Origin of the sequence: Caldimonas sp. KR1-144 (assembly GCF_049446155.1) — a bacterium.
Classification (GTDB): domain Bacteria; phylum Pseudomonadota; class Gammaproteobacteria; order Burkholderiales; family Burkholderiaceae_C; genus Rivibacter.
On record NZ_JBMSEE010000004.1, the window covers coordinates 249562 to 269098 of the forward strand.

Sequence of the window (19537 nt, forward strand, 5' to 3'; positions counted from 1 at the left end):
CGTCGAACCCACACAAAGAAAACGCGGCACGGGCGGAGGGAGCCTGTCGTTCTGGTCGGCCGCAAGGCCGGCCGCAAGGCGCCTCTAGGAGGATGTATGTCGTTTGGCCTATCGGGCGCGCTGCAGCGCGGCACCGGTTTCCTGCGCCGCTTCGGTGCAGCCGCTTCGGGCGGCTGGATCGTGCGCGAGGAGGCGATCATGGGCACGGCCATCCGCGTCGAGCTCTGGTGCGAGGACCGCTCGCAAGGCGAAGCCGCGGCCGAGGCGGTGATCGCCGAGATGCACCGCATCGACCGCCGGTTCAGCCCTCACAAGCCGGACTCGGAACTGTCGATCGTCAACCGCGAGGCCGGCCGCCATGCGGTGGCGCTGAGCACCGAGATGCAGATGCTCGTCGAGCGCGCGATCGGCTTCTCGCAACTGTCCGGCGGCGCCTTCGACATCACCTACGCCGGCGTCGGCCGGCTCTACGACTACCGCGCCGGTGTCGCGCCTGACGACCAGGCTGTCGCGCGGGCGCGCCCCTCGATCGGCTGGCGCCACCTGCAGCTCGACCGCCTGGCCGGCACGCTGCGCTTCGCCCGCGAGGACGTGCGCATCGACCTCGGCGGCTTCGCCAAGGGGCATGCGGTCGACAACGCGATCGCCCTGCTCAAGCGCGCCGGCATCCGCCATGCCCTCGTCGCGGCCGGCGGCGACAGCCACGTGATGGGCGAGCGTCAGGGCCGGCCCTGGACCATCGCGGTGCGCGACCCGCGGCGCGAGAACGAGGTCGTCGCGGTGCTGCCACTCGAGGACACATCGATCTCCACCTCCGGCGACTACGAGCGCTTCTTCGAACGCGACGGCGTGCGCCACCACCACCTGATCGATCCGCGCACCGGCCGCTCGCCGCGCGAAGTGACCAGCGTGACCATCCTGGCCCCCGACGGCCTGACCAGCGAGGCGCTGTCCAAGAGCGTCTTCGTGCTCGGCGTCGAGCAGGGCCTGCGGCTGGTCGAGGCCACGCCCGGCGTGGATGCGATCGTCGTCGACGCACAAGGCCGCCTGCACCGCAGCAGCGGGCTGCTCGACGCGCGCCCGAACACCTGAGCTCCAGAACAAGGAGACGAACGTGAACCCAAGCACCTTCTTGTCCCTGCATCGCGTCGTGGCGGCCGGCGGCCTCGCGGCCGCGATCGCACTGGCGCTGGCCGCCTGTTCCGGCAGCGGCGACAGCGGCTCCGACACCGTCGCGGTGGCCGGCGACGTGCCGATCGCCTACGTGAAGCGCTCGACCGCGATCGGCATCAACCCGACCAACGGCGCGCCGAGCGCCGAGGGGGGCGACCTGATGCTGCGAGAGAAGTCATCGCCGAGCGCGCCCGAGCACAACCTCACCGCGCGCTTCACGATGGGCGTCGGCGACGCGTCGGACCCCGAGGTCTCGTACGACGGCAAGAAGATCGTCTTCGCGATGCGCTGCCCCACCACCAACGACGTGCAGATCGACGGCGCGCCGGCCTGCACCGGGCGTTGGAACATCTGGGAGTACGACATGTCGGCCGGCGGCGGCTTCACGAACGGCACGTTCCGCCGCCTCACCGCCTCGACCACCGACGACGACGTCGACCCCGCCTACCTGCCGGCCGGTCGCGGCTTCGTGTTCTCGTCGAACCGGCAGACCGCCACGCGCGAGAACCAGGCGCTGGGCCAGACCTACTACGCGCTCGACGAGTACGAGCGCGAGCGCGTGTTCAACCTGCACACGATGGATGCGCAAGGCGGCGCCATCACGCAGATCTCCGTCAACCAGAGCCATGACCGCAACCCCGTCGTGCGGCCCAACGGCGACATCATGTTCTCGCGCTGGGAGCACGTGGGCCCGCGCAACCGCTTCGCGATCTTCCGCGTCAAGCCCGACGGCACCGACATGTTCGTGCTCTACGGCGCGCACAGCCCGGGCAACAGCTTCCTGCACCCGCGCGACATGGACCCGAACGGCAAGTACGCCGGCTTCGTGTCCTCGGACCTGATGGCGCTGTCGCGTACGCAGGAAGGCGGCTCGCTGATGTTCATCGACGTCGCCAACTACTCCGAGCAGAACACGCCGGCCAACACCACGGTGCCCGGCGCCGGCGGCCAGAGCGAGGTGACGGCGCAGGCGCTCAACCAGGACCGCGGCTTGTCGATGTACGGCCGCGTCACTTCGCCTTTCCCGCTGTGGGACGGCAGCGACCGCGTGCTGGTCGCCTACCGCCCCTGCGAGGTCACGCGCAGCGGCAACGTCGTGCCCTGCGCGACGCTCACGCAAGCCGAGATCCAGCGCCTGAGCGACGAGGACCGCAGCGAAGCGGAGATCGAGGCCGACGAGCTGCAGGACAACGCGCCTGCGGCCTACGCGATCTACATGTTCGACCCGGCCAAGCAGACCTGGCTGATCGTCGCCGCGCCGCCTTCGGGCTTCATGTACACCGACCCGGTCGCGCTGCAGCCGCGGCCCGAGCCGAGCACGCCGGAGTCGTCGAGCATCGATCCGGTGCTCGCAGCGCAAGGCCTGGCACTGATCGAGGTGCGCAGCGTCTACGACACCGACGGCCTCGAGCGCATGGGCGAGCCGGCGCTGGCCGCCGCCGACCTGCCGGCCGGCTGCACGGTGGGCATCGCCAAGACGGGCCCGAGCGATCCGCTCGACACGCGCGCGCAGGTGGCCGATCTGCTGCGCATCAAGGACCCGGCCAATGCGGCCTACGGCTGCGCCCCGGCGCGCTTCGTGCGCGCGATCCGCGCCGTTGCGCCGCCGTCCAACGCGATGGGCGTGCGCGACTCGATCGGCGAGACCGACTTCGAGCAGCAGCAGATCCTCGGCTACGCGCCGGTCGAACCGGACGGCTCGTTCAAGCTGCACGTGCCGGCCGACGTGCCGCTGGCGCTGTCCATCGTCGACCCCAAGGGCCGCGCGATCCAGACCCACCTGAACTGGATCCAGGTGCGCCCGGGCGAGCGCCGCACCTGCGACGGCTGCCACAGCCCGCGCCGCGGCGCCGCGCTCAACAGCGGCTCGGTGGTCAACACGATGCCGACCTCGTTGCGCGCGTCGCTGACCAGCCAGCACCAGTCGGGCGAAACCATGGCCAGCCTGCGCACGCGCCTGGACCCGGCGGCGCTCAAGCTGATCGCCGACATGGTCTACACCGACATCTGGGCCGACACCGCGCAGGCCGGCGTGACGGCGCGCGCGCCGATCGCGGTGCGCTACACCGGCAACGCCAACCCGGCCGACGACCTCGCGACCGCGGTGCCGGGCGCCGGCGTCATCAACTACCCGCAGCACATCCAGCCGCTGTGGACGCGCGCGCGCGGCCCGGGCGGCGCGAACACCTGCGTCAACTGCCACGCCGACAGCGCCAAGCTGGACCTGCGCGCCACCATCAGCGGCACCGGGCGCCTGATCTCGTACGAGGAGCTGCTGATGGGCGATCCGGTCATCGACCCGGCGACCGGCCAGCCGCAGATCCGCGTGCGCGAAGGCGTGCCCGAGCTCGTGCGCGGCCCGGCCCTGGTCGACACCGGCGCGGGCAATGCGGCGGGCATCACGCGCTCGAGCCGGCTCGGCGAGATCCTGTTCGGCGAGACGCTCAAGGCCGGCGCCGACGCGCTGGCGGCCCACCCCAACCCGCCGGCCACGGCGCCCAACCACGCCAGCTTGCTCAATGCGGCCGAGCGGCGCCTCGTCACCGAGTGGATGGACCTCGGCGGCCAGTACTACAACAACCCGTTCGAAGGCGGCGCGCGCCAGGTCGTCACGCTCAGCCAGGCCACGTTCGAGGCGCAGGTGCTGCCGACGCTGCGCACGAGCTGCGTGAACTGCCATTCGCCGATCGGCAACAGCGGCGCGCTGTCGGGCGGCTCGACCTCGTTCGCGAACAACCGCTTCATCCTGACCGGCGATGCCGAGGGCGACTACAACGTCACGCTGTCGATGATCTCGAACACCTGCGACCCGGCCGCCAACCGGCTGCTGCAGCGTCCGTCGACCATCCCGCACCCGGCCGGCGCGACCGGCCAGACCGTCGCGGTGCTGCCGCCCGCCAGCGCCGGCTACACCTCGATCGCCAACTGGATCCGAACTGGATGTCCCACGCCATGACCTCGCGCGCCCTGGCCCGCTCGGCGCTCGCGGCCGGCCTCGCCGTTGCGGCGCTGGCCGGCTGCGGCGGCGGCTCCAACCCGATCGACAACCCGCCGACGGTCGAGAACCCGCCGGTCGGCGGCAGCAGCTCGAAGCTCTCGTTCGCCTACTTCCAGAAGTGCGTCAACCCGATCCTGCTGGCGCAGCTGCAGACCAACATCAACGGCCAGGTCTCGGTCAACAGCTGCGCGAGCGGCGGCTGCCACAGCAGCAGCACCGGCACCGGCGGCGCGCTGCGCGTCGATGCGGCCGCGCAGGCGGTCGACCTGTCGAACGCGGCGAACACGCCTGACGTCGTGCGTCAGACCGACATGTACAAGAACTTCTATTCGTCGCAGGGCGTGACGCTGCCGGGCAGCCCCGACCAGAGCCGCCTGCTGCTCAAGCCCCTGGTCCAGGGCGTGCTTCACGGTGGCGGCCTGATCTTCGTCGATGCCAACGACCCCAATGCCAAGACCTTCCGCTACTGGATCAACCGCCCGATGCCGCAAGGCCAGGACGAGTTCAGCACGGCGGCCAACAGCATGTTCACGCCGCCCGATCCCCTGACCGGCACCTGCAACGTCGAATGAGCCGCGCGACCCCATCCCTGCTCGCGGCGCTGCTGCCCGCCTTCATTGCCGTCGCCTTGTTCGCCGGCGCGCCCGCCGCGCGTGCGGCCGACGACGCGCCGGCCGTCGAGCGCCTGACCGTCGCCGACCCCTACCTCGAGATGCGCACCGGCCCGGGGCGCGGCTACCCGGTCTTCCACGTCGCCGCGCGCGGCGAGGCGGTCGTGGTGCTGCTGCGCTTCACCGACTGGTTCAAGGTGCGCACCGACAACGGCAAGGAGGGCTGGGTGCAGCGCGCGCAGCTCGAGGCCACGCTGACCGAAGCCGGCGCCGCCAAGAGCTTTCGCGACATGCTGCTCGACGACTACCTGCACCGCCGCCTCGAGCTCGGCGGCGCGTGGGGGCGCTTCAAGTCGGAGCCGATGCTCAAGATCTTCACTGCCTACCGGCTGAGCGAAACGCTGAGCCTCGAGGCCACGCTGGGCCAGGTGCAAGGCACGTACTCGGGCACTGACTTCTGGCACGTCAACCTCAACGTCGAGCCCTGGTCCGACCAGCGCTGGTCGCCGTTCGCCGGCATCGGCTTCGGGCGCATGAAGAACGTGCCCAACCTGAGCCTGGTCGACGCGACCACCACCAACGCCAATACCGGCAACGCGACCGTCGGCCTGCGCTACTACCTCACCGACCGCTTCGTGCTGCGTGCCGACTGGACGCTGCACACCGCCTTCATCGGCGACAACCGCTCCTCGGAGTTCCGCGCCGTCACGGCCGGGCTCTCGTTCTTCTTCTAACGATCCCTCGTCATGCGAATCGCCCTGCCCTTGCTCGCCTCGCTGGCGACGCTGCTCGCCGCCGCGCCGCTGGCCGCCCAGACCACCCCCGCGCCCGCGAACGAGCAGGTCGTCGTGCCCGACGTGGCGCGGCGCGACATCAAGCTGCCCAAGTACCCGTCCAAGGACTTCGAGGTCGCCGCCTTTACCGGCACCTATGCGACCGAGAACTTCGGCGCCAGCTGGGTCTACGGCATCAAGCTCGGCTACCACATCACCGAGGACTTCTTCGTGCAGGCCGCGCTCGCGCAGACCAAGGTCAGCGACGAGAGCTTCCGCCAGATCCTGCCCGGCGGCGTGTTCACCGACGACTCCGAGAAGCTCAGCTACTACAACCTCTCGGTCGGCTACAACATCCTGCCCGGCGAGGTCTTCCTCGGCACCCGGCGCGCGCTACCGATGGCGCTGTACCTGATCGCCGGCGTCGGCAGCACCGACTTCAACGAACAGACGCGCCAGACCTTCAACGTCGGCTTCGGCGCACGCGTGTTCCTGGCCGACAAGCTCTCGGTGCAGGTCGACCTGCGCGACCACATCTTCTCGCTCGACCTGCTCGGCAAGCGCCAGAGCACGCAGAACCTCGAGCTGACGGCCGGCCTTTCCTACTTCTTCTGACCAGGGCGACGCATGGGCACCCGCATCCAACTCCTCGCGCGCTGGCTCGCGGCCGCCGGCCTCGCGCTGGCCGCGACGCTCGCCGGCGCGACCGTCAAGCCGTCGAGCGCCGCGCCAGACTTCACGCTGCGCGCGGCCGACGGCCAGAACCTGCGGCTGCAGGAGCAGCGCGGCCAGGTCGTGCTGCTGAACTTCTGGGCCACCTGGTGCGCGCCGTGCCGTCAGGAGATGCCGCACCTGAACCGCCTGCACGAGAAGTACCGCAGCGCCGGCCTGCAGCTGTGGGGCGTCAACGTCGACGACGACCCGCGCACCGCGATGGCCACCGCCGCCAAGCTGGGCGTGCGCTTCACCGTGCTGCTCGACGCCGCCAAGCAGGTCGTCAAGCTCTACGACCTCGAAGGCATGCCGGCCACCGTGCTGATCGACCGCGACGGCCGCGTGCGCTACGTGCACCGCGGCTACCGCGAAGGCTACGAAGCGGCCTACGAGCAGCAGATCCGCGAGCTCCTCAAGGAATGAACGCGATGCGACTTCATCTCCTGGCCGGACTGGGCGCCGCGGTGCTGGCTGCGGGCTGCGCGCCGATCCAGCCCTGGGTCAAGCCTTACGAGCGAGAGCGCCTGGCCGATCCGGCGATGCAGCTGTCCGGGACCGCGCTGGGCGACAAGCACCGCGAGCATGTGCTGACGGTGCGCGAGGCCGCGCGTGGCGCGACCGGCGTGCAAGGAGGCGGCTGTGGCTGCAACTGACCGCGCTTTCGGCCGCATGTTCGCGCGCGTCGCCACCGCCCTCGTGCACGGCCTGGGGGCGCTGGCCGGCCTGCTGTTCGGCCAGCAGGCGCGCGCGGTGGACCTGCCCGGCGACAAGGCCGAGGCCATGCTCCACGCCTACGACGGCGGCGGCGTGCGCGCCAACGGCCCGGCCTTCCTGGTGCGCAAGAGCATCGCGGACCGTGTCTCGCTGAACGGCTCGTACTACGTCGACATGGTGAGCAATGCCTCGATCGACGTGGTCACCACGGCCAGCCCGTTCAAGGAGACGCGCAACGCTTACGAGGTCGGCGCGGACTACGCGGTGCGCGACACGCTGATGTCGCTCAAGCTCTCGCGCAGCGACGAGCCCGACTACAAATCCGACAGCCTCGGCGCCGACATCTCGCAGGAGGTGTTCGGCGGCATGACGACCGTGAGCCTGGGCTTCTCGCGCGGCTCCGACGACGTCTACAAGAAGAACGAGCCGGGCTTCCACGACACCGTCACGCGCTGGCAGTACCGCCTGGGCGTGACGCAGATCCTCACGCCGCGCCTGCTCGCCAGCGCGAACTTCGAGGCGGTCTCGGAAGACGGCTTCCTCGGCAGCCCCTACCGCGTCGCGCGCGTGTTCGGCGCGGCGGTGCCGGAGCGCAACCCGCGCGCGCGCACCAGCCGCGCGCTGCAGCTGCGCGCCGTCTGGGACATGGGCTCGCAGGACGCGCTCGCCGGCGGCTACCGCTACTTCTGGGACACCTGGGACGTCCGCGCCCACACCTTCGAGGTCGAGTACCGGCGCCACGTCGCGCCCGGCTGGCTGGCCAGCGCGCACCTGCGCTACCACGCGCAGGACGCGGCGCTGTTCTACAGCGACAACGCGACGGTCGAGACCACCTACATCTCGCGCAACCGCCAGCTCAGCAAGTTCAACGACGTGGCGATCGGCGCCAAGGCCACCTACACCTTTGCGAGCGCGCCCGGCCGCTACGAACTGCAGGCCCACGCGAACTACGAGTACCTGCGCTTCGACTTCGACAACTTCACCGACCTGCGCAGCGGCAAGGCCTACGCGTTCAACGCGCATGTCCTCCAGCTGCTGGTGACTGCCAGCTTTTAAGACGAGACCGGCCATGAAGTTCGACACCCTTCGCCGCACTCTTGCCGCGGCCCTGCTCGCCGCGGCGCTGCCGCTGGCGCAAGCGCAGACGGCTGCCGCCGCGCTCGACGCCCGCGTGCAAGACCTCAAGAGCGACGTGCTGCAGCTCAACCGCGACCTGCTCGTGCTCGAGGAAGAGCTGCTGTTCCCGGCCAACACCCAGGTCGCGCTGTTCGTCTCGATGGACGTCGGCAAGATGTTCTCGCTCGACTCGGTGCAGATCCGCCTGGACGACAAGATCGTCGCGAACTACCTCTACACGCCGCTCGAAGTGCAGGCCCTGCACCGTGGCGGCGTGCAGCGCATCTACGTCGGCAACCTCAAGACCGGCACGCACGAGCTGGTGGCCTACTTCATCGGCCAGGGCCCGCACGTGCGCGACTACAAGCGCGGCGCGACCGTCAAGTTCGACAAGGGCAGCGAGCCCAAGTACATCGAGCTGCAGATCAAGGACTCGCAGGCCAAGCTGCAGCCCGAGTTCGACGTGAAGATCTGGCAGTGATCGGGTCGTGATGCGTTTGAGGCAGTTCTCTTCGATCGCCGCGGCGGCGCTGCTCGCCGCCTGCGGCGTCGCGTTCGCGGCCCAGCCGGCGCCCGCCGGCAAGCCGGTGGTCGATCCGCACTACGGCGACGCGCTGTTCTTCTTCTTCCAGGAGCGCTACTTCACCTCGGTGACGAACCTGATGGTGTCGCAGCACTTCGAGCGCATGCCCAGCCACGTCGACGACGCCGAGGTGCTGCGCGGCGGCCTGCTGCTGTCCTACGGCCTGCACCGCGAGGCCGGGCAGATCTTCGAGCGCCTCGCCGCCACGACCACCGCGCCGGCGGTGCGCGACCGCGCCTGGTTCTACCTCGCCAAGATCCGCTACCAGCGCGGCCTGGTCGACGAAGCGCACGCCGCGCTGCAACGCATCGGCGACGCGCTGCCCAAGAGCTTTGCCGAAGAGCGCGCGCTGCTGCACGCGAACGTGCTGATGGCGCGCGGCGACTACGCCGGTGCGTCCGCGCTGCTGTCCTCGCTCCAGCTGCCCGAGGCCAGCCCCTACGTGCGCTTCAACCTCGGCGTGGCCCAGGTGCGCTCGGGCGACGCGGCCGGCGGCTCGGCCCTGCTCGATGCGCTCGGCCGCGCGCCCACGCCGGCCGGCGCCAACGCCGACGAGTTCCGCACGCTGCGCGACCGCGCCAACGTCGCGCTCGGCTTCGCCGCGCTGCAGGACAACCGGCCCGAGGACGCGCGGGTCGCGCTCGAGCGCGTGCGCCTCGAAGGCCTGCACTCGAACAAGGCCTTGCTCGGCTTCGGCTGGGCCGCGGCCGCGATGAAGAACCCCAAGCAGGCGCTGGTGCCCTGGACCGAGCTCGCCGCTCGCGACCCGAGCGACGCCGCGGTGCTCGAAGCGCGCATCGCCGTGCCCTATGCGCTCGCCGAGCTGGGCGCCTTTGGCCAGGCGCTGGCGCGCTACAACGAGGCGCTCGAGGCCTTCGGCCAGGAGCGCATCCGGCTGGACGAATCGATCGGCGCCATCCGCGCCGGCAAGCTGCTCGACGGCCTCGCCGAGCGCAACCCGGGCGAGGAGATGGGCTGGTTCTGGACGCTGCGCGAGCTGCCCGAGATGCCGCACGCCTCGCACCTGAGCGCGGTGCTGGCCGGCCACGCCTTCCAGGAGGCCTTCAAGAACTACCGCGACCTGCGCTTCCTCGAGAAGAACCTGGCCGAGTGGCAGGAGCGCCTGGGCACCTTCGATGACATGCTGGCCAACCGCCGCCAGGCCTTCGGCGAGCGCCTGCCCAAGGTGCGCGAGCCCTCGCGCAGCGCGGGCCTGGCCGCCATGCAGCAGCGCCGCGACGCGCTCGCGGCCGAGCTCGAGAAGGCGGCCGAGGCCGGCGATGGCGTCGCCTTCGCCGACGAGCGCGAACGCGGGCTGGCCGAGCGTCTGCAGCGCTCGCGCGAGGCCCTGCAGCGCATCGGCGCCGACCCGTCGGTGGCCGACGCGGCCGAGCGCCTGCGTCGCGCCCAGGGCGCCCTCGCCTGGCAGCTCGCCCGCGAACTGCCGGCGCGCGCATGGGAAGCGAAGAAGGCGCTGCGCGACGCGGATGCCACGCTGGCCGAGGCCAAGGGCCACGAGCAGGCGCTGTTGCAGGCCGAGCGCGACGAGCCGGCGCGGTTCGCGCGCTTTGCGGAACGCATCCAGGCGCTGCGTTCGCGGCTGGCCGCGCTGTCGCCGCGCGTGACCGCGCTGGTGCAGGAGCAGCGGCGCGAGGCGCAGGAGATCGCCGTGGCCGAACTGTCCGGCCAGAAGGAGCGCCTCGCCGGCTACGAGACGCAGGCGCGCTTCGCGGTCGCGCAGATCCAGGACCGTGCGCTGCAGGCGCGCGCCGGCAACGAGGAGGCCGACCGTGCCAAGCGCTGAGTCGCTTTTCGCCAAGCGAGTGCTGGTCGTGCTGGTGGCCGCCAGCCTCGGCGCCTGTGCCGGCGGCAAGCGCGCCGCCCGCACGGACGAGCCGCCGACGCTCAAGACGCTGGCCTCGCGCAGGGTCGACGTCGGCCCCGACCCCGGCGTCCAAGGCGGCCCCGACCAGGCCATCGCGGCGTACAAGAAGTTCCTCGAGGTTTCGCCCAAGGCGCCGCAGCGTGCCGAGGCGATGCGCCGTCTCGGCGATCTGGAGATGGACAGCGTCGACGAGCGCCAGGTCGCCGGCACGGCCACCGGCACCGCGAGCGACTACCGCGCGGCGATCGCCCGCTACCAGGACTACCTGCGCCAGTTTCCCAACGACCCGGGCAACGACCGCGTGCTCTACCAGCTCTCGCGGGCGCAGGAGCAAGGCGGCGATCTCGAGGCTGCGCTGAAGACGCTCGACCGGCTGGTCGGCAGCTATCCGAAGACCGCCTATCGGGACGAGGCGCAGTTCCGCCGCGGCGAGCTGCTGTTCGCGACGCGCGACTACACGCGCGCCGAGCAGGCCTACACCACCGTGCTGGCCGGAGAGACGGACCGCTTGCGTGACCGCGCGCTCTACATGCAGGGCTGGTCGCAGTTCAAGCAGGGCAAGCTCGAGGAAGGCCTGCGCGCGTTCTTCGGCGTGCTCGATCTCAAGATCGCCCACCGCGAAGGCGAAGGCGGGCTCGAGACGCTCGAAGGACTCTCGCGCGCCGACCGCGAGCTGGTCGAGGACACGTTTCGCGTCACCAGCCTGAGCCTGGCCAATCTGCAAGGCGCGGCGTCGATCGCGCCCTACGTCGACAGCGACGAGCGCCGCAGCTACGAATTCCGCGTCTACGAGCAGCTCGGCGAGCTCTACCTCAAGCAAGAGCGCGTCAAGGACGCTGCCGACACCTTCGGCGCGTTCGCGCGGCTGCGTCCGCTGCATGCGCAGGCGCCGCAGCTGCAGGCGCGCGTGATCGAGATCTACCAGCGCAACGGCTTCGCCAACCTCGCACTCGACGCGAAGAAGGACTACGTCACCCGCTACGGCGTGGACAGCGAATTCCGCCGCGCCAACGAGGCCGGCTGGGAACGCGCGCAGCCGCTGGTGAAGACGCACCTGGCCGAGCTGGCGCAGCACTACCACGCGAGCGCGCAGAAATCGAAGTCGAGCGCCGACTACCAGGAAGCGGTCAAGTGGTACCGCGCCTCGCTGGCCTCGTTCCCCGACGACGCCGACGCGCCCAAGGCCAACTTCCTGCTCGCCGAGCTGCTGTTCGAGGACGGCCAGTTCGCCGACGCGGCCCAGGAGTACGAGAAGACCGCCTACGGCTATCCGGCCGGCGCGCGCAGCGCCGACGCCGGCTACGCCGCCCTGCTCGCCTTTGCCAACCAGGAAAAGCGCGTCGACGCGGCGCAGCGCGAGCCGCTGCAGCGCGCAGGCGTCGACAGCGCGCTGCGCTTCGCGTCGACCTTTCCGGCCGATCCGCGCGCGAGCATGGTGCTGACCAACAGCGCCGAGAAGCTGTTCGCGCTGAAGGATGGCGAGCGCGCCGTGTCGGTCGCGCAGCAGGTGCTGGCGCTGAATCCGCCCGCGCCGGCGGCGCAACGGCGCGTCGCGTGGACCGTCGTCGCGCACACCGCCTTCGAGCGCAACGATTTCGCCGCCGCCGAGAAGGCTTACGGCGAGGTACTGGCCCTGGTGCCCGAGAAGGACGCCGGGCGCGGCGAGCTGACCGAGCGCCTGGCGGCGTCGGTCTACCGGCAGGGCGAGGCCGCGCGCAGCGCCGGCAATGCGCCCGAGGCGGTGAAGCACTTCGAGCGCGTCGCCGCCGTCGCGCCGAACTCGGCCGTGCGCGCGACCGCGCAGTACGACGCCGCGGCCGCGCTGATCGGCATGAAGGACTGGCCGGCCGCGACCAAGCTGCTGGAAGACTTCCGCACACGCTTTCCCAAGCACGCGCTGCAGGACGACGTGACGACCAAGCTGGCCGTCGCCTACACCGAACAGCGGCAGTGGAGCGCCGCGGCCGCCGAGTACGAGCGCATCGCCGCCGCCAAGTCGGACCCGGCGATCGTCGGTGCGGCCGTCTGGCAGGCCGCCGAGCTCCACGAGAAGGCCAACGCGCGGCCCGCCGCGACCAAGGCCTACGAGCGCTACCTGAAGCAGCACGCCCCCACGCTCGACACCGGCCTCGAGGCGCGCCTGCGCCTGGCCCAACTCGCCAAGGCCGACGGCAACAAGGCCCGCGAGCTCGCGCTGATGAAGGAGATCGCCGAGGCCGATCGGCGCGCCGGTGCGCAACGCACCGACCGCAGCCGCTTCCTCGGCGCGAGCGCGACGCTGGCGCTGGCCGAGCCCGCGCTCGAGGCCTACCGCAAGGTCGAGCTCGTCGAGCCGCTGGCCCGCCAGCTCAAGCTCAAGAAGCAGAAGATGGAAGACGCGCTCAAGGCCTACGCGGCTGCGGCCGACTACGGCGTCGCCGAGGTCACCACCGCCTCGACCTTCCACACCGCCGCGCTCTACCAGGACTTCGGGCGCGCGATGCTGAAGTCCGAGCGCCCGAAGAAGCTCTCCAAGCTCGAGCTCGAGCAGTACAACGTGCTGCTCGAGGAACAGGCCTTCCCGTTCGAGGAGAAGGCCACCGAGCTGCACGAGACCAACGCCAGGCGCGCCGCCACCGGCCTGTACGACGAGTGGGTGCAAAAGAGTTTCAAGGCCCTGGCCGAGCTGCGCCCGGTGCGCTACGGCAAGAACGAGCGCAGCGAAGGAGCGATCGATGCGATCCGCTGAGCTGACGACGATCGCCGTGCTCGCGCTGGCCGTGGCCGGTTGCGGCGCGATGGCGCCGAAGAGCGAGGTCCCGGCCGCTGCCGCGCCCGTCGCCGCCGCATCGGCGCCGGACAGCCATGCCTCGGCGCCGGCGCCGGTGAACCCTCAGGCCCAGCGCGCCTTCGACGAGGCCCGCCAGGCGCTCGCCGCCGGCCGTCGTGCCGAGGCCGAGCGCGGCTTCCAGGCGCTGGCCAAGGCCTATCCGGACCTGGGCGGACCGCACGCCAACCTCGGCCTGCTGTACCGCCAGGCCGGCAAGCTGCCCGAGGCGCTCGGCGAGCTCGAAACCGCCGTGCGCCTGAGCCCGCAGCAGCCGCTGTACTTCAACCAGCTCGGCATCGCGTACCGCCACGCCGGCAAGTTCGAGCAGGCGCGCACGGCCTACGAGCGCGCGCTCGAACTCGACGCCGGCTACGCCGACGCGACCCTCAACCTCGGCATCCTCGAGGACCTCTACTTCGGCAACGGCGCGCGCGCGCTGGCGCTCTACGAGCGCTATCAGACCCTCGTGCCGGCGCCCGACGCGATGGTCACCAAGTGGGTCGCCGACCTGAAGAACCGCAAGGTCACGGCCGCGCAGGCCGTGGCCCAGACACAAACCCAGTCGCCCACCCAGACGAGAAAGGAGCGCGAATGAAGCCGCTGCACATCGTCTGCCTCGCCGCCGTGCTCGCGCCGGCAGCTCATGCGCAAGACCGCGCCGACATCGACCGCACGCAGATCATCGGCAGCCGCGAGCTGCCCAAGGTGCTCTACATCGTGCCCTGGAAGAAGCCGCAGGCCGGCGACCTGGCCGGCCGGCCGATGCAAAGCGTGCTCGACGAGGCGCTCGCGCCGATCGACCGCGACGTGTTCCGACGCCAGCTGCGCTACGACGCGCAGCTCAACCCCAACGCGACGCCGGCGCCCGCGCCGGCTCGCTGAACTTCGTTCTCGTTCCTTTCCCTCGACCCACCGCCGCTCCTGGAGCCACCGACATGAACGCATTCCAAACGGCCGTGAAGTTCTTCCAGGACTGCGGCCTCTTCATCTATCCCAGCCTGCTGATCATGACGCTCGGCCTCGCGATCGCGATTGAGCGCTTCGTGTTCCTGAACAAGGCGCGCAACCAGAACCGCAAGGTCTGGGAGCAGGTGCTGCCCATGCTGCAAGGCGGCCAGTTCAAGGAGGTCTGGAACGTGACCTCGAAGTCCGACGCCGCGATCGGCAAGATCGTCAACTACGGCCTGCAGCGCATGCAAAGCGCCGGCGGGCGCCGCGAGGACATCGACCACGCGATGGAAGAAGGCATGATGGAAATCGTGCCGCGCCTGGAGAAGCGCACGCACTACATCGCGACCTTCGCCAACGTGATCACGCTGGTGGGCCTGCTGGGCACCATCATCGGCCTCATCAAGGGCTTCACCGCGGTGGCCCAGGTCAACCCGGCCGAGAAGGCCGAGATGCTGTCGGCCTCCATCTCGATCGCGATGAACAACACCGCGTTCGCGCTGATGGTCGCGATCCCCTTCCTGCTGATCCATTCGTTCCTGCAGGCCAAGACCAGCGAGATCGTCGACGGCCTCGAGGCCGCCAAGATCAGCTTCCTGAACCTGGTGCAGCGCCTGCGCTCGGAGCAGTCGTCCGGCGCCGCGCGTTGATGCGCGTGTCTTCCTTCTTCGCCACAACGGCCGTGGAGCCCTGACATGCGCGTACGACGCTTGCGCAAGGAAGCTGCCCACCTCGAGATCACCGCGTTCATCAACCTGATCGTGGTGCTGGTGCCCTTCCTGCTTTCGACCGCGGTGTTCACTCGCCTGGCGGTCATCGACCTCACCCTGCCTGCGCAGAACAGCGGCGTCGAACAGCTCAAGGCCGACAAGCTGCAGCTCGAGATCGTGCTGCGCCACGATGCGCTCGAGGTTGGCGACCGCATCGGTGGCCTGATCGACCGCATCCCCAACAACAGCGCCGGCGGCTACGACCTGAAGACGCTGCAGGCCCTGATGCTGCAGCTCAAGCAGCGCTTCCCCGACGAGCAGGCCGCCAGCGTGCTGGCCGCGCCCGACACGCCCTACGACACGCTGGTGCAGGTGATGGACGCGGTGCGCGGCACCTATGCCACCGAGGGCCCGAAGATCGTGCGCACGGCGCTGTTCCCGAACATCTCGATCGGCGATGCGCCGGTCTCGGCGGCCGCGAAGCCGGGGGCCAAGCCATGAGCAACCTCACCCCGATCCAGAAGCGCGCGGCGCGCAAGAACCGCAACCAGACGATGGTGGACATGAACCTCGTGTCCCTCATCGACGTGTTCACGATCCTGATCTTCTTCCTGCTGTCGTCGGCGGCGGGCGTCGAGCTGATCACCAGCCCCAAGGCGGTCAAGCTGCCCGAGTCGACCACCGACACCACGCCCAAGCAGACCGTCGTCGTCACGGTGACCGACGCCGACATCCTGGTCGAAGGCCGGCTCGTCGCCTCGGTGCAGCAGGTGCTCGCCACCGAGGGCGACGTGATCGCGCCGCTGAAGGCCGAGCTCGAGCTGCTCGGCAAGCGCGAGGCGGTGCTCGAAGCCAACAAGGCCGAGGCCCGCGCGATCACGATCATGGGCGACAAGAACATCCCCTACCGCCTGCTGCGCAAGGTGATGGTCAGCGGCTCGCAGGCCGGCTACAGCGACGTGTCGTTCGCGGTGCGGCGAAAGGATGGGCTATGAGCCTGACGCCGAGCCGCCTCAAGTCGGGCGAACTCCCCCTTGGGGGGAAGGCGCGCAGCGCCAAGGGGGCGCCAATGACCCTGACGCCGAGCCGCCTCAAGTCGGGCGAACTCCCCCTTGGGGGGAAGGCGCGCAGCGCCAAGGGGGGCGTATGACCGCGCTGGCCGTTTCGTTTCATGAGCGCGTTCTGCCCTGGGCCACGCCGTTCGAGGACGACGCGCGCTTTCGCAAGGTCCTGCGCTGGCTGCTGGGCCTGGTCGCGGCGCTGTGCCTGCTGATGCTGTTCATGCCCAAGCCGCAGATCGACCGCGAGCAGCCGCAGGCGCTGCCGCCGCCGATGGCCAAGCTGCTGATCGAGCAGGCGGCGCCGGCGCCGCTGCCCGTGCCGAAGGCGGAGCCGGCCAAGCCGGTCAACGCCGCGCAGGCGCCCGAGACGCCGGCCAAGCCGACCGAGGTCGCGGCCAACAAGCCCGACCCCAAGCGGCCCGAGCCGCCCAAGGGTGCGGTCGCGCCCGAGGCGCGCAACCCGCAGCCGAACAAGCCGCCCGGCGAGGCGATGCTCGACAACGCGCGCAAGAAGGCGGCCGGCGTCGGCCTGCTCGCGGCGTCGGACCAGCTGGCAGAGCTGCGCGGCGCGCCGGTCGCGGTGCAGCTCAAGCAGGACATCAAGCCGGGGCCGGGCGTGGGTACCGGCGTGGGCGTGGGCGTCGGCGCGGGAACCGATCCCGGCACGCCGTCGCGCGCGATGATCACGTCGAACGCCGGCGGCGGCTCGGGCGGCATCAACACCGCGGCCTACAGCCGCAATACCGGCGGCGGCGGCCTCGCGGGCCGTGCGACCACGCTCGTCGAAGGTGTGGCCGGCGGCGGCGGTGGCGGAGGCTACGGTGGCGGCGGCGTGCGCGGCGGCACCGGCAAGGGCGACGGCACCGGCGTTGGCGGCGGCGGCTCCGGCGGCACGCTGACCAAGGGCGGCTCCGGCAAGGCTTCGCGCTCGATCGAGGAGATCAAGCTCGTCTTCGAGCGCAACAAGGGCGCGATCTACGCGATCTACAACCGCGCGCTGCGCGACGATCCGGCGCTGCAGGGCAAGGTCGTGCTCGAGCTCAAGATCGCGCCGGGCGGCAATGTCGTCGACTGCCGCATCGTCTCCAGCGAGCTCAAGGCGGCCGAGCTGGAGCAGAAGCTGCTCGCGCGCATCCGCCAGTTCGACTTCGGCGCCAAGGACGTCGACACCATGGTCGTGAGCTGGCCGGTGGATTTCCTGCCGTCGTGACGATGGCCGAGGCGGTCTTGCCGATGACGCTGCCGACGCTGCGCCTGCACGACGTCGCGTGCCGGCGCGGCGGCCGTTGGCTCTTCAAGGCGCTCGGCTTCGAGCTTGCGCCCGGCGAACTGCTGTGGCTGCGCGGGCGCAACGGCAGCGGCAAGAGCAGCCTGCTGCGCCTGGTGACCGGTCTCGCGCGGCCCGATGCCGGCAGCCTGCGCTGGGGCGACGAGGACGTGCGCGACAGCGCGCGCTTTCGCCGCGACCTGAGCTACCTCGCGCATGTCAACGCACTCAAGGCGCCGCTCGACGCGATGGCCTCGCTGGCCTTCCTGGCGCGCTGTCACGGTCGCGGCGCCTCGGTGGCGGCGCTGACGGCCGCGCTCGATCGGCTGGGCCTGGCGGGCCATCGCGATGCACCGATCGGTCGCCTGTCCGAAGGCCAGCGCCGCCGCGTCGCGTTGGCGCGCCTGGCGCTCGACGAGCGCCCCGGCCTGTGGGTGCTCGACGAGCCCTTCGACGCGCTCGATGCCGACGGCTGCGAGCGCCTCGCCGCGCTGCTGCACGAGCACCGCGCGCGCGGCGGCAGCGTGCTGCTGACCAGCCACGCGGCGCAGCCGCTCGAGGCCCTGGCGCCGCGCGCGCTCGACCTCGAGGCCTTTGCCTGAGAAGCTGAAAGGCGACGCTGCGATGGCCGGCTTCGGATTCACGGTGCTGCGGCGCGAGCTCAGCCTCGCGCGGCGTCGCCCGGTCGACGCGCTGCTGCCGCTGGGCTTCTTCGTTGTCGCGGTCAGCCTGTTTCCGCTCGGCGTCGGGCCTGACCCGCAGACGCTGCGCCAGATCGCGCCCGGCGTCGTCTGGGCCTGCGTGGTGCTGGCCGCGATGCTGTCGGCACGCCCGCTCTACGCCGGCGACCACGAGGACGGCTCGCTCGACCAGTTGCTGCTGTGCGGCCAGCCGGCGGTCGTGCTGGCCGCGGCCAAGGCCTGTGCGCACTGGCTGCAAAGCGGCGTGCCGCTCGTGCTGGCCGCGCCGGTCGCAGGCCTTCTGTTCGGCCTGCCGCTCGACGCGACGCTGGCGCTCGCGGCGTCGCTTGCGATCGGCACGCCGGTGCTGAGCCTGCTCGGCGGCTTTGGTGCGGCGCTGACGCTGGGGCTGCGCAGCGCCGGCATGCTGATCGTGCTGATCGTGCTGCCGCTGGCGATGCCGGCGCTGGTGTTCGGCGCCGGCGCGGCCGCGGCGGTCGATGGTGGCCAGTCGGCCGCGGCGCATCTGGCGCTGCTCGGCGCCATGCTGATCGCCAGCGTGCTGTTCGCGCTGCCGGCCACCGCGGCCGCGCTGCGCCTGGCGGCGGAGTGATGCGATGAGCTGGACCCGCCTCGCTTCTCCGTCGCGCTTCTACCGGGCGGCCGGTGCCTGGCTTCCGTGGCTGTGGAGCGCGGCCGCGCTGCTCTCGGCCGCGGGCCTGTACGTCGGCTTCGTGCTCGCGCCGGTCGATGCCGTGCAGGGCGAGGCCTACCGCATCCTCTACGTCCACGTGCCGGCGGCATGGATGTCGATGCTGGTGTACCTGGCGATGGCTTCGTGGGCGGCCATCGGCTGGGCCTTCAACGCGCGCATGGCGGCGGTGTTGTCGCGCGCGCTCGCGCCGACCGGCGCGCTTTTCACCGCGATCGCGCTGCTGAGCGGCGCGCTGTGGGGGCGCCCGACCTGGGGCACGTGGTGGGTGTGGGACGCGCGCCTGACGTCGGAACTGATCCTGTTGCTGCTCTATCTCGGCGTGATCGCGCTGGGGAACGCCTTCGACAGTGCCTTCGACGACGCGCGCCGCGGCGACCGCGCCGCCGCGCTGCTCGCGGTGGTCGGCGCGATCAACGTGCCGATCATCTACGGCTCGGTCTACTGGTGGAACACGCTGCACCAGGGCGCGACGATCCGGCTGAACGCCGCGCCGACGATCGATGCGCCGATGCTGCTGGGCCTGCTGCTCGTGACGCTGGGCTTCTGGGCCTATGCGATCGCGGCCGCGCTGGCGCGTGCGCGGGCGGTGCTGATCGAGCGCGAGTCCGAGGCGCAGTGGGTTCGCGCGCTCACGGGGGCGAGCGCGTGAGCGGGCTCGGCGATCACCTGGCCTACGTCGTGGGCGCCTACGGGGTGACGGCGCTGCTGATGCTGGTCGAGCCGCTGCTGGGCACGCTGCGCCATCGCCGCGCGCTGCGGCGCGCCCGCGAGGCCGAGTGA

The 19537-nt window shown here is 71.0% G+C and carries 21 protein-coding genes; all 21 read left to right on the plus strand.

What is annotated here, in order from left to right; translation table 11 throughout:
• The first annotated feature begins 96 nt into the window (after positions 1–96).
• Positions 97–1092: an FAD:protein FMN transferase gene (locus ACO2TI_RS11640; RefSeq protein WP_423284478.1), complete on the plus strand. Its 996-nt coding sequence runs from the start codon at positions 97–99 to the stop codon at positions 1090–1092.
• A 22-nt stretch (positions 1093–1114) separates the two neighbouring features.
• Positions 1115–4129 (plus strand): hypothetical protein, encoded by a 3015-nt coding sequence (locus ACO2TI_RS11645; RefSeq protein ID WP_423284479.1) that lies wholly within the window; start codon positions 1115–1117, stop codon positions 4127–4129.
• Complete coding sequence (locus tag ACO2TI_RS11650) at positions 4126–4743, plus strand: hypothetical protein (protein ID WP_423284481.1); 618 nt, start codon at positions 4126–4128, stop codon at positions 4741–4743. Before ACO2TI_RS11645 ends, ACO2TI_RS11650 begins: the two co-directional genes overlap by 4 nt.
• Positions 4740–5516, plus strand: coding sequence for an SH3 domain-containing protein (locus ACO2TI_RS11655; RefSeq protein WP_423284483.1), 777 nt, complete (start codon positions 4740–4742; stop codon positions 5514–5516). Before ACO2TI_RS11650 ends, ACO2TI_RS11655 begins: the two co-directional genes overlap by 4 nt.
• 12 nt (positions 5517–5528) lie before the next feature.
• Positions 5529–6170 (plus strand): outer membrane beta-barrel domain-containing protein, encoded by a 642-nt coding sequence (locus ACO2TI_RS11660; RefSeq protein ID WP_423284485.1) that lies wholly within the window; start codon positions 5529–5531, stop codon positions 6168–6170.
• A 12-nt stretch (positions 6171–6182) separates the two neighbouring features.
• Positions 6183–6692: a peroxiredoxin family protein gene (locus ACO2TI_RS11665; RefSeq protein WP_423284486.1), complete on the plus strand. Its 510-nt coding sequence runs from the start codon at positions 6183–6185 to the stop codon at positions 6690–6692.
• A 5-nt stretch (positions 6693–6697) separates the two neighbouring features.
• Positions 6698–6922, plus strand: a complete 225-nt coding sequence (locus tag ACO2TI_RS11670; RefSeq protein WP_423284488.1) for a DUF4266 domain-containing protein — start codon at positions 6698–6700, stop codon at positions 6920–6922.
• Complete coding sequence (locus ACO2TI_RS11675; protein ID WP_423284489.1) at positions 6909–8039, plus strand: DUF3570 domain-containing protein; 1131 nt, start codon at positions 6909–6911, stop codon at positions 8037–8039. The genes ACO2TI_RS11670 and ACO2TI_RS11675 overlap by 14 nt, the downstream gene beginning before the upstream one ends.
• Positions 8040–8052: 13 nt before the next feature.
• On the plus strand, positions 8053–8580 hold the full coding sequence (locus tag ACO2TI_RS11680; protein WP_423284490.1) for an AraC family transcriptional regulator: 528 nt from the start codon (positions 8053–8055) through the stop codon (positions 8578–8580).
• Positions 8581–8590: 10 nt separating this feature from the next.
• Positions 8591–10486, plus strand: coding sequence for a hypothetical protein (locus ACO2TI_RS11685; protein ID WP_423284491.1), 1896 nt, complete (start codon positions 8591–8593; stop codon positions 10484–10486).
• The gene (locus ACO2TI_RS11690) at positions 10473–13295 is read left to right on the plus strand and encodes a tetratricopeptide repeat protein (protein WP_423284492.1); all 2823 of its coding nucleotides are present in this window, start codon (positions 10473–10475) and stop codon (positions 13293–13295) included. Before ACO2TI_RS11685 ends, ACO2TI_RS11690 begins: the two co-directional genes overlap by 14 nt.
• Positions 13282–13971 (plus strand): tetratricopeptide repeat protein, encoded by a 690-nt coding sequence (locus ACO2TI_RS11695; protein ID WP_423284494.1) that lies wholly within the window; start codon positions 13282–13284, stop codon positions 13969–13971. Before ACO2TI_RS11690 ends, ACO2TI_RS11695 begins: the two co-directional genes overlap by 14 nt.
• On the plus strand, positions 13968–14258 hold the full coding sequence (locus ACO2TI_RS11700) for a hypothetical protein (protein WP_423284495.1): 291 nt from the start codon (positions 13968–13970) through the stop codon (positions 14256–14258). The genes ACO2TI_RS11695 and ACO2TI_RS11700 overlap by 4 nt, the downstream gene beginning before the upstream one ends.
• A gap of 53 nt (positions 14259–14311) precedes the next feature.
• Positions 14312–14974: a MotA/TolQ/ExbB proton channel family protein gene (locus tag ACO2TI_RS11705; RefSeq protein WP_423284496.1), complete on the plus strand. Its 663-nt coding sequence runs from the start codon at positions 14312–14314 to the stop codon at positions 14972–14974.
• A 45-nt stretch (positions 14975–15019) separates the two neighbouring features.
• The gene (locus ACO2TI_RS11710) at positions 15020–15535 is read left to right on the plus strand and encodes an ExbD/TolR family protein (RefSeq protein WP_423284498.1); all 516 of its coding nucleotides are present in this window, start codon (positions 15020–15022) and stop codon (positions 15533–15535) included.
• Positions 15532–16029, plus strand: coding sequence for an ExbD/TolR family protein (locus ACO2TI_RS11715; protein ID WP_423284500.1), 498 nt, complete (start codon positions 15532–15534; stop codon positions 16027–16029). Before ACO2TI_RS11710 ends, ACO2TI_RS11715 begins: the two co-directional genes overlap by 4 nt.
• Before the next feature lie 151 nt (positions 16030–16180).
• Positions 16181–17305, plus strand: coding sequence for a TonB family protein (locus ACO2TI_RS11720; protein ID WP_423284502.1), 1125 nt, complete (start codon positions 16181–16183; stop codon positions 17303–17305).
• Positions 17306–17307: 2 nt separating this feature from the next.
• On the plus strand, positions 17308–17964 hold the full coding sequence (gene ccmA / locus ACO2TI_RS11725; protein WP_423284503.1) for a cytochrome c biogenesis heme-transporting ATPase CcmA: 657 nt from the start codon (positions 17308–17310) through the stop codon (positions 17962–17964).
• Positions 17965–17986: 22 nt separating this feature from the next.
• Positions 17987–18655 carry a heme exporter protein CcmB gene (ccmB, locus tag ACO2TI_RS11730; RefSeq protein WP_423284505.1) on the plus strand — a complete coding sequence of 223 codons (669 nt, stop codon included), beginning with the start codon at positions 17987–17989 and terminating at the stop codon, positions 18653–18655.
• Between the two features lie 4 nt (positions 18656–18659).
• Entirely contained in the window at positions 18660–19406 is a 747-nt protein-coding gene (ccmC, locus tag ACO2TI_RS11735; RefSeq protein ID WP_423284507.1) for a heme ABC transporter permease CcmC, read from the plus strand.
• Positions 19403–19537, plus strand: coding sequence for a heme exporter protein CcmD (gene ccmD, locus ACO2TI_RS11740; RefSeq protein WP_423284509.1), 135 nt, complete (start codon positions 19403–19405; stop codon positions 19535–19537). The genes ccmC and ccmD overlap by 4 nt, the downstream gene beginning before the upstream one ends.